A 12,941-nucleotide genomic window follows, 5' to 3' on the forward strand; every position below is an offset into this window, starting at 1 on the left:
CCATTTCACACTGGCCCCATCCTCACCGGAGCGGTGTGGCTGCACGCGCGTGCCGCGTGGCGGCAAGGTCGAAGCAGGAGGCAAGATGAGCATTTCCAATCCGGGCGCGCTGGCACCGCCATCCCTGATCCAGAACATGGTCGAGCAGGTGGGCCAGGTTGCCACCGTGCCGGGCCTGGCGCAGGTGGCGATCCAGCCGGTGATCCTGGCGGGCGGCTCGGGCACGCGGCTCTGGCCGCTGTCGCGCGAACAGCATCCCAAGCAACTGCTGAACCTGGTGGCCGAGAACACGCTGCTCGAAGCCACTGCGCGCCGCTTCGAGGGACTGGCCGTGATGGCGGGCCGCACGGCGGGCATCGAGCTGCCGCAGATCGTGGTGTGTGGCGAAGAGCACCGCTTCATGATCGCGGAGCTGATGAAGCGCAGCGGCAAGCCGGCGCGCATCGTGGCCGAGCCGTGCGGGCGCAACACCGCCCCGGCGCTGACCATGGCCGCGCTGCATGCCGTGGCCATGGCCGGCGGCCAGGGCGACGCCGTACTCGTGGCCACGCCGGCCGATCACGCCGTGCGCGATACCGAGGCGTTTCGCGCCGCGCTGGCCGTGGCGATCAAGCATGCCGACCGCGGTTCGATCGTCACGCTGGGGGTGCGCCCGAGCGCGCCGGAAACCGGCTTCGGCTATATCCGCACGGCAAAGGTGTCCGAGGACGGCGCGCTGCCGCTGGAGCGCTTTGTCGAGAAGCCGCATCTGGAACTGGCGCAGCACTACGTGGAGTCAGGCGACTACTGGTGGAACAGCGGTGTCTACGTGGTGCGCGCTTCGGTCTGGCTGCAGGCGCTGCAGCAGTTGCAGCCAGAGATGGCCCAGGCGTGCCGCGCCGCCTACACCGCAGCCGAGGCGGCTGCCGGGGGCGACGCGCTGTGCCTGTGCCGGGAAGCCTTCGCGGCCTGCCCGTCCGATTCGATCGACTACGCGGTGATGGAGCAGCTGGAGACGCTGCCCGACATCCACGGCATGCTGGTGCCGATGGACCCGGGCTGGTCCGACGTGGGCTCCTGGGCTGCGATCTGGGACATCGCCGACAAGGACGCGTCTGGCAACGTGGCGCGCGGGCGGGTGCTGTTCGATGGCGCGTCGTCGTGCCTCGCGCACTCCGAGGGGCGGCTCATTGCCTGCGTGGGCGTGCAGGACGTGGTGGTGGTGGAAACCGCCGACGCCGTGCTCGTGGTCGACAAGGCACACGTGCAGGACGTCAAGAACGTGGTGCAGCGGCTGCGGGCCGAGCACGGCGCCGAGGTGGTGAACCACCGCAAGGTGCACCGGCCGTGGGGCTGCTACGACTCGATCGACCATGGCGACCGCTTCCAGGTCAAGCGCATCGTCGTGGACCCGGGCGCGAGCCTGTCTCTGCAGATGCATTACCACCGTGCCGAGCACTGGGTGGTGGTGCGCGGCACGGCGCGCGTGACGTGCGGCGAGACGGTCAGCATCCTCTCGGAGAATCAGTCGACGTACATCCCCATCGGCACGCTGCACCGGCTGGAGAACCCGGGCAAGACGCCGCTGGAGATCATCGAGGTGCAGTCCGGCTCGTATCTGGGCGAGGACGATATCGTCAGGTTCGACGACAACTACGGGCGCAAGTAGCGCGACAGCGCGCGCCCGCACGGGTAGCAGGTTCGAGGCAAGGGGGACGTCGTGAACAACATGTCATACGCGGGTGGAGCAGGAGCGGCGGGCGTGCCCGCGGCCGGTGGCGGAGCGCGTCGGGCCATGCTCGACCATGCGGGATGGATCCTGGCGGCTGGCGTGGCCGGTGCCGCCGTGGCGTGGATGGTGGCGGTGTCGCAACCGGCGGTGTACGGTGCCAGCGCGCTGGTGCAGGTGCTGCAGCCGCGCGAGGGCGGCGCGGCGGCCCGTCCGGCCAACAACGCCAATCTGGCGATGGCCCCGCAGGCGATGCCGCTCGACGTCGGCATGCTGCGCAGCCGTACCGTGGTGGCGCCCGTGGTGGAACGGCTGCGCATCGATATCTCGGCCCAGCCGCTGCGTGCGCCACTGGTGGGCGGGCTGGCCGCCTACTTCGCCACGCCGGGCCAGGTACGCGCGGCATGGCCGCAGAGCCTGGGCTATGCCTGGGGCGGCGAACAGATCACGGTCGACCGGCTCAACGTGCCGGACCGGCTGATCGACGTGCCGCTGACGCTTGAAGTGCTGCCCGACGACAACTACCGGCTCTACCAGGGCGATACCGCGCTGCTGTCCGGCCGCGTGGGCAAGGTCAATGAAGGCAGTGGCGTGACGCTGGCGGTCTCGCGCATCGAGGCCGAACCGGGCACGCGCTTCGTGCTCAAGCGGCATGATCTGGTGCAGACCGTGGACGCGGTCTCGAACGGGTTGCGCATCGACGCCCAGCCGGGCGACACCGGCACCGTCAGCATCGCCTGGCGCACCACGGACCGCACGGCGGCCGCCGCGCTGGTCAATGGCATCACCGACTCGTTCATCGGCAGCCAGGCCACGCAGCGCCGCGACGATGCCGCCGCCACGCTGGCCTTCCTGTCGGGCGAAATCCCGCGCGTGAAGGCCGAACTGGAGCGCGCCGAGGCGGCGCTGACCCGCTACCGCTCGAAGGCCGGCTCGATGGCGCCGAGCCAGGACGCGCAGTCGTTCCTGTCGGGCAGCATGGACTACCAGAAGCAGATTGCGCTGCTCAAGCTGGAGCGCACCAAGCTGCTGCAGCGGTTCACCGAAGAGGCCAACGAGGTCAGGACCGTCGACAACCAGATCCAGCAGCTCGTGCGCGAGCGGCGCGAGATGGATTCGCGGTTCCAGAACCTGTCGGCCACCGAGCGCGAATCGGTGGGCCTGACGCGCGACGTCAAGGTGGCCGAGGACATGTACATGACGCTGCGCAACAAGGCCGAACAGCTCACGCTGGCGCAGCTCGACCGCAGCGGCCAGGTGCGCGTGCTCGACAGCGCGCTGGTGCCCACGCGCCCGATGGGCCTGGGCCCGTGGCCGGCCACCACGGGCGGCGCGCTGCTGGGGCTGTGCCTGGCCATGGCGTGCGTGACGGTGCGCCAGCGCATGCGCCCGACGCTCGAAACCGTGAACGATGCCGAGGTGCGCCTGGGCCTGCCGATGCTGGGCGACATCGTCTACAGCCAGGAGCAGGCCGCGCTCGAACGTCTGGTGGACGCCCGCGCGCAGACCGCGTGGTCGCAGGCCCAGATCTCGGGCCTGCTGACGCGCCAGCCGGGCCACGCGCTGGTGCCGCAGGACGAACTCGATGATCTCGACGAACTCGACGAGCATCGCGAGGACGATGTGGACGGCGCCGAGCGGCTGCTGCGGCTGGGGCTGCACGACCAGTTCCTGCTGGCCCGCAACGCGCCGCATTCGATGGCCGTGGAAGGGCTGCGCAGCGTGCGCGCGGCGCTGCATTTCACGCTGCGCGCCGCGCCGGACAAGGTGGTGGCGGTGACCAGCCCCACCTCGGGCGCCGGCAAGACGTTTGCCTCGGTCAACCTGGCCGTGCTGTTTGCCGAAGCGGGGCAGCGCGTGCTGCTGATCGACGCCGACCTGCGGCGCGGCAAGGTGGCCAACTGGTTCGACCTGCCCGTGGACGTGGGGCTGGCCGAAGTGCTGGCCGGGCAGGTGCCGCTGGCCGAAGCAGTGCAGCGGACCGTGGTCAACGGGCTGTCGGTGCTGCCGGCCGGTGTGCCACCGGCCAATCCGTCCGAACTGCTGATGCACCCGGCGATGACCGCCTGCCTGCAGATGTGCCGCGAGCGATTCGACCTGGTGCTGGTCGATACCTCGCCGGTGCTGGCCGTGGCCGACGCCACGTTCGTGGCGAATCTGGCCGGCTCCACGCTGCTGGTGCTGCGCGCCGACACCACGCTGCCCGAGCACGTGGACGAAACGCTCAAGCGGCTGGGCCGCGCCGACGCGCGCCTGCTGGGCGGCATCCTGAACGGCGTCAGGCAAAAGCGCAGCAACCAGGCCGATTTCAGCAACATGAATCCGTACCTGGGCATGCCGCTGACGCTGCAGCCGGTGCCGCGCCTGCAGCGCAGCCCGGCCGCCATCGAACAACAGAAGGCCTGACGGGCCACGGCGGCCCGGCGGCGCGCCACGTGAAACCGGGAAGCGTACCCGTTTCTGCGGACGCGCCGCTGTCCTTCGATACCGGGAGGAGACCATGAAACGGATCATGTTCGACGGATGCGCGGGCTGGCTGCACGAAGCGGCCGGCGCGGAAGGCGGCGCAAAGACTGGCGTGGTGCTGTGCGCGCCGCAGCTGCATGAGGCCATGTGGGCACACCGCGGCCTGCGCCACCTGGCTGACGACCTGGCGGCGGCCGGCGTGCCGGTCCTGCGTTTCGACTACTACGGCACCGGCGATTCGGCGGGCGAGGGCGGCGAGCCCGATTTCGTGCCGCGCGCCGTGCAGAACATCGTGTCCGCCGCCGGGCAGTTGCGCGCGCTGGCGGGGGTGCAGCGGCTGGTGCTGTGCGGCTGGCGCCTGGGCGCCACGCTGGCCGTGCTGGCGGCCGAGACCATGGCGGCGCGCGACAACGGCCCGGCGGCCCTGGTGCTGATGGCGCCGGTCATCAACGGGCGGGGTTACCTCCGCGAACTGCGCGCGCTGACCGCGTTCTACGACCCGGCCCAGGCGCCCGGCGCGCCGGCATCGGCTCCGGCGGCCGCGCCCGACGCCGGCATGGATGTGCTGTCGTACCGGCTGGCCGCCGAGGCCATGCACGAGATCGGCGCGCTGCGGCTCGACCGGCGGCCCGGTTGCCCGGCGCCGAACGTGCTGCTGCTCGACGACGCGCCGGGCAGCATGTCGGCCGTGGCGGCGCTGGGCCGGCAGTACGAGCAGGCCGGGGTGCAGGTCGATGTCCGGGATTTCTTCGACAGCCGGCTGATGATGAAATCTCCCGAGATCTCGGCCGTGCCCGAAGCCGCCTGGCGCGGCGTGGTGCAGTGGCTGGCGCCTGACGCCAGCCCGGCGGCCGAGCCGCCCCAGCCCGCCACGGTGACGCTGGCCGGCACGCACGACGTGGATGGCGTGATCGAGCATTCGGTCTGGATCGACGGTGGCAGGCAGTTCGGCGTGCTGTGCGAGCCCGCCGGCCAAGGCGATCCGCCGCGCGCCGTGGTGATCTTCCCGAACACCGGGGGTAGCCACCACGTGGGCGATGGGCGGGCCTTCGTGCTGCTCTCGCGGGCACTGGCGCGCCGTGGCTTTGCCGCGTTGCGGCTCGATGTCTCCACGCTCGGCGACAGTCCCGGCGCGGCCCGCGAGATGGCGGTGCCGCGCGCCTACGCGCCGCGTCCGCGCGAGGATGTCAGTGCCGCCGTGGATTGGGCGCGCGCACGCGGCCATACGCATATCGTGATGGCCGGGGTGTGCTCGGGCGCCTATCTGAGCTTCCAGGCCGCGCTGACCAACCCCAGCGTGACCGGCGTGGTGATGGCCAACGCACTGAAATTCCTGTGGCGCGACGCCGACGATGCCGCCGAGCACAGCGGCGAGACCACGCTGCGCGACTACCTGTTCGCTGCGCGCAACGCGCGCAACTGGCAGCGCCTGATGCGCGGCGACATTCCCGTGGGCCGGATCGCCGCCAAGGTCGGCCAACGGCTGGCGCGGCTGTTCGCCCCGAGGCCGGCGCCCGGCGTGGCCGAAGTGGATCCCGAGCCGGACCACGCACGCGACGCCATGGCGCGGCTGAGCCGGCGCGGTGTGCAGCTGGACCTGCTCTATGGCGTGGACGATGCCGGACTCGCGCTGGCCGGGCGTTGTTTCGGCGATGGCTGGCAGGCGCTGCACGACCTGCCCGGCGTCAGCGCCCACCGCTGCGCGCAGCTCGACCACGCCATGATCCTGGCGCCGAGCCGCGAGACCTTCCTGGCCTTCCTGATGCAGAACCTGCGGCGCCAGCAGACGCTGGCCGAGCCGGCAGCCGGGGCCGAGGCTGCGCCGGCCACGGGCGGAGCCGTGGGGGCCGTGGGGGCAATGGCGGCCGCCGGTGGCGGTGTGTGACAGCGAACAGACGCATGGGCCGCTATCGACGCATGCTGAGGCACGGGTGGATGAGGGTCCGCCCGACCGTACATGAAGAAGGCGATGACCGATGTCCCCGATCGTTAAGCGCATCATTGCCGGCATCGGCGCCAATACGTACGACCAGCTGGCCAACATCGCGATGCAACTGGCATCGCTGCCGATCTTCCTGAGCCACTGGGACCTGCACACCTACGGCACGTGGCTGGTGATCTCGGCCATTCCCTCGTATCTCTCGATGGCCGATGTCGGCATGGTCACCGTGGCTGGCAACCGCATGAGCATGCTGGCCGGGGCCGGCGAGATGCCGGCCGCCAACCGCGTGTTCCAGAGCGCTCAGATGTTCATCCTGCTGACCTGCGCGAGCATTGCGATGCTGGCGATACCGGCCGCGCTGCTGCTGCCGGTGCCCGAACTCGGCAGTCTGGACATGCGCCTGGCCCTTGCCGCGCTGTTGGCCAGCGTACTGCTCTCGCTGGGGGCGGGGCTGTCGAACGCGGCGTTCCTGTCCACGGGCCGCTATGCGCAGGGCGTGACGATGAACGTGACCGCACGGCTGCTGGAATGGGCGGGCGGCATCGCGGGCCTGCTGCTGGCCGGCACGTTCGCGGCGGTGGCCTGCGGCATGCTGGCCGTGCGCGTGGCCACGCTGCTGTGGATCAGCCGCCAGAGCACCAGTACGCGCGCCGGCCTGTCATGGGGCATGGGCGACGCCGACTGGGCCGAGGTGCGCGCGATGCTCAAGCCGTCGATCGCCTTCATGACCTTCCCGATTTCCAACGCGCTGACGTTCCAGGGCTTCACGCTGCTCACCGCCCACCTGCTGGGACCGGCGGCGGTGGCCGTGTTCAACACCTACCGCACCGTGGCGCGCGTGGCCGTGCAGGTGACCTCCACGCTGAGCCATGCGCTCTGGCCCGAGTTCGCCCGCATGTTCGGCAGCGGCCAGTTGGACGCGCTGCGCCGGCTGCTGCTGCGCACCGCGCTGATTGGCGCGCTCGGCGCCATCGCGCTCAGTGCCGTGCTGTACGTGTGCGCGCCGCTGCTGCTGCGGATCTGGACCAAGGGCGAGATCCCGTTCCATGCCTCGGTGATGGCGGCCTTCCTGTGTTACGCGGCGGTGGCCGGGCTCTGGCACATCCCGCGCGTGGTGCTGCTGGCAACCAACCAGCATGGCCGGCTTGGGGTGGCGGCCCTGGCGCTGAGCGCGCTGTCGCTGCTCGGTGCCTGGGTGCTGGGCACCCAGATGCAGATCATGGGCCTGGTCGTCGCCATGATCGGCGGCGAGGTGCTGGCCATGTCCGTGTGCCTGTGGCTCACGGCGCAAACCTTCCTGTCCCGCGACAATCCTGCGGAGGAGCTAGATGAAAGTAGCGCTGTCCACTATCGGTAAGTTCCACACCTTCGACCTGGCGCGCGAGCTGCACGCCCGGGGGCACGAACTGACGGTCTTCACGGGCTATCCACGCTTCAAGCTGCGCGGCGAGCGGCTGCCGGACTCGGTGATCCGCACGTTTCCGTGGCTGCACGCGCCGTGCGTCAAGCTGGGCGCGCGCTTTGGCTACGACCGCGCGTTCATGCGCGAACTGGTGCACTGGAGCCTGGAGGCGTTTGGCCGCCATGTGGAGCGGAACATCCCCGAGTGCGACGTGTACGCGGGGCTGTCGTCGTCGGCGGGCAACGCGGGCCGCATCGTCAAGGCACGCGGCGCGGCGTACATCTGCGACCGTGGCTCGTCGCATATCCGCATCCAGGACCAGATCCTGGCCGAGGAATATGCGCGCTGGGGCATGCCGTACAAGCCCAACGATCCGCGCGTGATTGCGCGCGAGGAGCGCGAGTATGCCGAGGCGGACATGATCACGGTGCCGTCGAGCTTCGCGTACCGGTCGTTCCTCGATGCCGGCGTGTCCGAGCGCAAGCTGCGGCTGATTCCGTACGGTGTGGACCTGTCGCGCTTCCAGAAGGTGGGCGAACCATCCACCGAGACGTTCGACGTGCTGTTCGTGGGCGGCGTCAACCTGCGCAAGGGTATCCCGTACCTGCTCCAGGCGTTTGCGAAGGTCACGCACCGGGCCAGGCGGCTGACCATCGTCGGCGCGTGCGATCCCGACATGCAGGCGTGGCTGCGCACCAGCGGGCTGCCGATGGAGCACGTGACGCTGACGGGGTCGGTGCCCCAGCCGCGTCTCAAGGAGTACATGAGCCGCTCGCACGTGATGGTGCTGCCGAGCGTGGAGGAGGGGCTGGCGCTGGTGCAGGCGCAGGCGCTGGCGTGCGGCTGCCCGGTGATCGGCACCCATAACTCGGGCGGCGAGGACCTGTTCACCGACGGCGAGGAAGGCTACATCGTGCCGATCCGCGACGCCGACGCGCTGGCCCAGCGCATGCAGAACCTGGCGGACGAGCCGTGGCTGCAGCAGATCATGGGCGCCGCGGCGCTGAGCCGGGTGCGCCGCATCGGCGGGTGGTCCACGTACGGCGGCCGCGTGGCCGCGCTGATGGAAGAACTGGCCACGCGCCGACCGCGCGACGCCAAAGCCATCGATGGCGCGCTGGCCGCAAGAGAGATCGGAACATGCTGATCGCCAAGGAAGACCCGTCGGTAGGCCCGTCGTTCTCGCTGCAGAACCGCGTGCTGCGCCAGATCTGGAACTGGGCGTGGCTGCTGCTGTTCCGCTTCAGCCCCCGGCCCCTGCACGGCTGGCGCAGCTTCCTGCTGCGCGCGTTCGGCGCCGAGATCGGCGCCCACGTGCACGTGTATCCCACCGTGAAGATCTGGGCGCCGTGGCGGCTGTCGATCGAGGACTACGCGGGCGTGGCAGACGGCGTGACCCTCTACAACATGGGCCACATCCACCTGGGCCGCCGCTGCGTGGTATCGCAGGGTTCGCACCTGTGCGCCGGCTCGCACGACTACAACAGCAGCAACTTCCAGCTCATCACCGCGCCGATCACCGTGGGCGCGTTCGCCTGGGTCTGCGCCGAGGCATTCATCTCGCCGGGCGTGGAGCTGCCGGAAGGCGCGGTCATCGCCCCGCGCTCGGTGGTCACCAAGTCACTGCCCACGTCATGGACCGTCTATGGCGGCACGCCGGCCAAGGTGATCGGCAAGCGGGTGAAGCACGAGGAGTGGGAGTGATTTTTCTCCCCTCTCCCACTTGTGGGAGAGGGGCGGGGGAGAGGGGCGGGGGAGAGGGGAGAAAACCAGGGATAAACGCGCCTACACCTGTTCCGTCGTTCCCTCCGGCACGCGTTCCACCGCCTCCACCGGCTTCTGCTTCGCCTCCCTGACCTTCAGCACGATCATGTACTCGTAGAACGCGCGCAGCAGCGAATACGTCAGGCCGGCGCGCCCGTCCAGGATGCCGCCGCGCACCAGGTACAGCAGCAGGAACATCACCACGGGCCGCAGCGGCAGGCGGTAGTAGAACTCTTTCTGATGGAAGCGGCGCTCGTTGCGGTCGCTGTCGAAGAACGCGCGCCAGAGGCTGAACTGCGTGCCGTTGGCCTGGTTCAGGAGGATCTGTTCCGCTTCGAACGTGCTGTAGCGGTTGTGCTTGTCGTACCAGTGCGCAATGCCCTTGCTGAACGGAAAGTGGTCGAAATGCTCGGCGATGTCGCGCGTCGGACCATCCACCAGCGTGACCGGGTTGCAGAGCCGTTCATAGCGGATGCGGTCGGGGCGGAACAGGCGGATGTTGAACGGGGACGGCGCCACGTGGCGCAGCCAGGCGCCCAGGAAGTGGTCGCGCCGCCGCACGCGGAAGGCCACCGCGTCGCCGGCCTGCGCCACGGCGCGCTGCATGGCGCTGGCGAGTTCGGGCGTGACCCGCTCGTCGGCGTCGGAGTAGTAGACCCAGCGGTGCTTGAAGTCGATGTTGCGCAGCCCCCAGTTCTGGTGGGCCGACCAGTTGTCGAACGGCCGCTGCACCACGCGCGCGCCGAACTGGCGCGCGATCTCGACGGTCCGGTCGTCGCTGACCGAGTCGTACACCACGATATCGTCGGACCATGCCAGGCTGCGCAGGCAGCCCGGCAGGTCTTGTTCCTCGTTCTTTGTCAGGACCAGTACGGAAATGCCGCTCATATCGGTATCCCCGGGCGCACCGGGCGCCCGTGTCAGGTGGATCGGAGGTCAGGCCCGCTTGCTCTGCGCGCGGCCGTACTGGCTCATGTAGCGGTACTTGCCATAGAGCGAATGCGGGCGATACCAGCGGCCTTCCACATGCAGGCCGTTGAACAGCACGCCCTTGATGTCACTGCCGGCCTGCTGCATCGCGCGCTGCGAAGCCACCAGCTCGCGGGCGGTGGTGCTGTCGGCCCGCGCCACGGCGAACACCGCGCCGGCGTGCTTGGCCAGGATGGTGGCGTCGGTGGCGGCCAGTACCGGTGGCGTGTCGAGCAGGATCAGGTCGTAGCGCGTCTTGAGCAGGTCCAGCAGCGATTCCATGGCCGGGTGTTCGAGCAGGTCGGCGGCCAGCGGCGGCTGCGTGCCGGTGGGCAGGAAGTCGAGCCCCGGCACCACGTCGCGCTGTACCACGCTGTCGAACGTCGCGCCGGTCAGGATCTCGGTCAGGCCCGGCGTGCGCACACGGCCCAGTGCGTGGTTCAGGCTGCCGCGCCGCAGGTCGGCGTCGATCAGGATCACCTTGCGCCCGGCCTTGGCGGCAATCGCGCCAAAGTTCAGGCTCACGAACGACTTGCCCACGCCCGGCGCCGGGCCGGTGATGACCACCACGCGATTGGCGCTGTTCAGCAGCGCGAACTGCAGCGCGGTGCGGAACGTGCGCAGGCTCTCGATGGCCGGATCGTCGGGCGCATCGGTGGCCAGCAGGCCCGCGTGGGCCTCGTCTGACGGCTTGAGCTGTGCCTGGGCGCTGCTGAACGGGATCGTGGCGTAGACGGTCAGGCCGGTCTGCTGCTCCACCTCGTCGGCATCCACCAGGCCACCGTCGAGCACATGGCGCAGCAGCACGGCCATCAGCGCGGCCAGCAGGCCCAGGATCGCGGCCACGGCCGAGATCATCGGGCGGTTCGGCCGCACCGGATCGAGTGGAATGTCGGCCGGATCGATCAGGCGGGCCGTGCCGACCTTGCTGGCCTTGGTCAGCTTCAGCGCCTGCGTGTCGTTCAGCAGTTGCTGGTACAGCTCGGTGCTGACCTTGACGTCGCGCATCAGGCGCAGCACGTTCTGCTCGACCTCGGGCAGCTTCTGGATCTTGCTGGTTACGCCGCCAAGCTGGCCGGAGAGGCTTGCAATCTGGCTGTCGATGATCTCCACGCTGGGGTGGCTCGGCGTGAAGCGCGTGGCCAGCTCCTCGCGCTTGGTGCGCAGTTCCTGCAGCTTGGTCTGGATCGCCACGGATTGCGACAGGATCAGCTTCGATTCCTCGCTGAGGTCGATCGTGCCGCGCTGGTTGCGCATCGAGTTGTAGCGCTGCTCGGCGGTCTCCACCTGCTGCTTGAGCTGCGGCATCTGGCTTTCCAGGAAGCGCAGCGATTTCTCCGCCTCCTCGGCCTTGCGGTGCACGTTCTGCTCGACATACTCCTGCGCGATGGCGTTCAGGATCTTGGCCGCCTGCACCGGGGAGTTGTCTTCGAGCGCCACGCCGATCACACCGCTCTGCTTGCCGCGCTCGGCAATCATCAGGCGCTGCTGCAGGGCGGCAATGGCCGCGCCGCGCGGGATATGGCGCACGATGAAGACCGCGCCCGGGTTGCCCACGAGCTGGCTGACCTCCATCCTGACCGTGCCCTTGCGTGTCTCGATGGTCATCGGCGTGCCCACCTTGCCCTGGGCCACCGTGTCTTCCTTCGGGAACGTCACCTCGAAGGCATCGCCCTCCAGGCGGGTCACGCGGATCTCGGCGCCTTCGAGTTCGGGCGGCACGGCCAGGCTGGCCATGCGGATCGACTCGATGCCCCAGGCGTAGCCGCCCCGGCCGAACAGGCCCGGCGTGGACAGCGTGCTGGCGCGCGCCGCGATGGCCGAGCCAATCACCGGGAAATAGCGCGGCGAAGCCACCACGTCGAGGTTCAGCAGGTCTACCGCCTTGCCCACCACCATGCGCGAGCGCAGCAGTTCCATTTCGGCGGAGGCGGCCGGCTTGACGTCGAACACCGGAGAGAGGCTCGCAGCCAGCTTGGCGCCGGCCGGGTTGCCCGTGGTGTCCTCCACCTGCACCACGATGTCGGCCCGGTAGACCGGCTTGCTGAGCATCGCGTAGACCACGCCCAGCAGCGTGATGAGACCCGCCACGACGATAAAGGTCCAGCGATAGCGGACCAGCGTGTCCAGGACAGCGGTCAGGTCGAGCGGCTTCTCGCCGCCTTCCTCGATATCTGCCGCCGGATCCCGGAATTGCCTGACGTTGCTCATGATGTCTCCTCACACCCGCTTGCGTTCTGTCGTTCACGAACGCATGTTGTCCATGCTTCGACCCCGTGCCGGATCATTCCAAGTACCACTGCAAACATGCCGTGCGATCCGCCGTATGGGTCCGGCACATCCGCATCGATGGATTCGCACAAACGGAAAGTCTTGCCGCGCGCGCCGGGGTGCAGGCCCTCCAGCATCAGCCGCTGGTCGTCCTCCATCACCAGCACCAGGTCGGCCTGGTCCACCAGCGGAGCGTCGATGGCGCGCGCGCGGTGCGGCCGCAGGTCCACGCCTTCCTGCGCCAGCAACCGCACGGCACGCGGATCGGCCCCGGCGCCGACGGGCGGCTCCAGGCCGGCGGACAGCACGTGGCAACCCGGCAGCGCCTGCTGCAGCAGCAGTGCGGCCATCGGGCTGCGGCAGCGGTTGCCGAGGCAGACCACGAGAATCGAACGTATCGGTGTCACGAGAGCGGTCAC

At 69.5% G+C, this 12,941-nt stretch carries 9 protein-coding genes; 6 read left to right on the forward strand and 3 right to left on the reverse strand.

Features of this window, described 5'->3' with window-relative positions; genetic code table 11:
* The first annotated feature begins 136 nt into the window (after window positions 1-136).
* The 6 genes from EV147_RS21505 to EV147_RS21530 all read left to right on the forward strand — a co-directional run bounded on the left by EV147_RS21505 (window position 137) and on the right by EV147_RS21530 (window position 9,222).
* Window positions 137-1,648, forward strand: coding sequence for a mannose-1-phosphate guanylyltransferase/mannose-6-phosphate isomerase (locus EV147_RS21505; RefSeq protein ID WP_130393327.1), 1,512 nt, complete (start codon window positions 137-139; stop codon window positions 1,646-1,648).
* A 60-nt stretch (window positions 1,649-1,708) separates the two neighbouring features.
* Window positions 1,709-4,114: a polysaccharide biosynthesis tyrosine autokinase gene (locus EV147_RS21510; protein WP_130393328.1), complete on the forward strand. Its 2,406-nt coding sequence runs from the start codon at window positions 1,709-1,711 to the stop codon at window positions 4,112-4,114.
* Between the two features lie 94 nt (window positions 4,115-4,208).
* Window positions 4,209-6,059, forward strand: coding sequence for a serine aminopeptidase domain-containing protein (locus EV147_RS21515; protein ID WP_130393241.1), 1,851 nt, complete (start codon window positions 4,209-4,211; stop codon window positions 6,057-6,059).
* Between the two features lie 91 nt (window positions 6,060-6,150).
* Window positions 6,151-7,473 (forward strand): lipopolysaccharide biosynthesis protein, encoded by a 1,323-nt coding sequence (locus tag EV147_RS21520; RefSeq protein ID WP_130393242.1) that lies wholly within the window; start codon window positions 6,151-6,153, stop codon window positions 7,471-7,473.
* The gene (locus tag EV147_RS21525; RefSeq protein WP_130393243.1) at window positions 7,445-8,665 is read left to right on the forward strand and encodes a glycosyltransferase family 4 protein; all 1,221 of its coding nucleotides are present in this window, start codon (window positions 7,445-7,447) and stop codon (window positions 8,663-8,665) included. Before EV147_RS21520 ends, EV147_RS21525 begins: the two co-directional genes overlap by 29 nt.
* Entirely contained in the window at window positions 8,659-9,222 is a 564-nt protein-coding gene (locus EV147_RS21530) for an LbetaH domain-containing protein (protein WP_130393244.1), read from the forward strand. Before EV147_RS21525 ends, EV147_RS21530 begins: the two co-directional genes overlap by 7 nt.
* 81 nt (window positions 9,223-9,303) lie before the next feature.
* Here EV147_RS21530 and EV147_RS21535 read toward each other — a convergent pair whose 3' ends face one another.
* The 3 genes from EV147_RS21535 to EV147_RS21545 are packed head-to-tail and all read right to left on the reverse strand — an operon-like array spanning window position 9,304 to window position 12,941.
* The gene (locus EV147_RS21535) at window positions 9,304-10,170 is read right to left on the reverse strand and encodes a glycosyltransferase family 2 protein (RefSeq protein ID WP_130393245.1); all 867 of its coding nucleotides are present in this window, start codon (window positions 10,168-10,170) and stop codon (window positions 9,304-9,306) included.
* A gap of 48 nt (window positions 10,171-10,218) precedes the next feature.
* Window positions 10,219-12,462, reverse strand: a complete 2,244-nt coding sequence (locus EV147_RS21540; protein ID WP_130393246.1) for a polysaccharide biosynthesis tyrosine autokinase — start codon at window positions 12,460-12,462, stop codon at window positions 10,219-10,221.
* A complete protein-coding gene (locus tag EV147_RS21545) occupies window positions 12,459-12,941 on the reverse strand; it encodes a low molecular weight protein-tyrosine-phosphatase (protein WP_268907488.1) in 483 nt (160 codons plus the stop codon). Before EV147_RS21545 ends, EV147_RS21540 begins: the two co-directional genes overlap by 4 nt.

Source organism: Cupriavidus agavae (assembly GCF_004217045.1).
GTDB classification, from domain to species: domain Bacteria; phylum Pseudomonadota; class Gammaproteobacteria; order Burkholderiales; family Burkholderiaceae; genus Cupriavidus; species Cupriavidus agavae.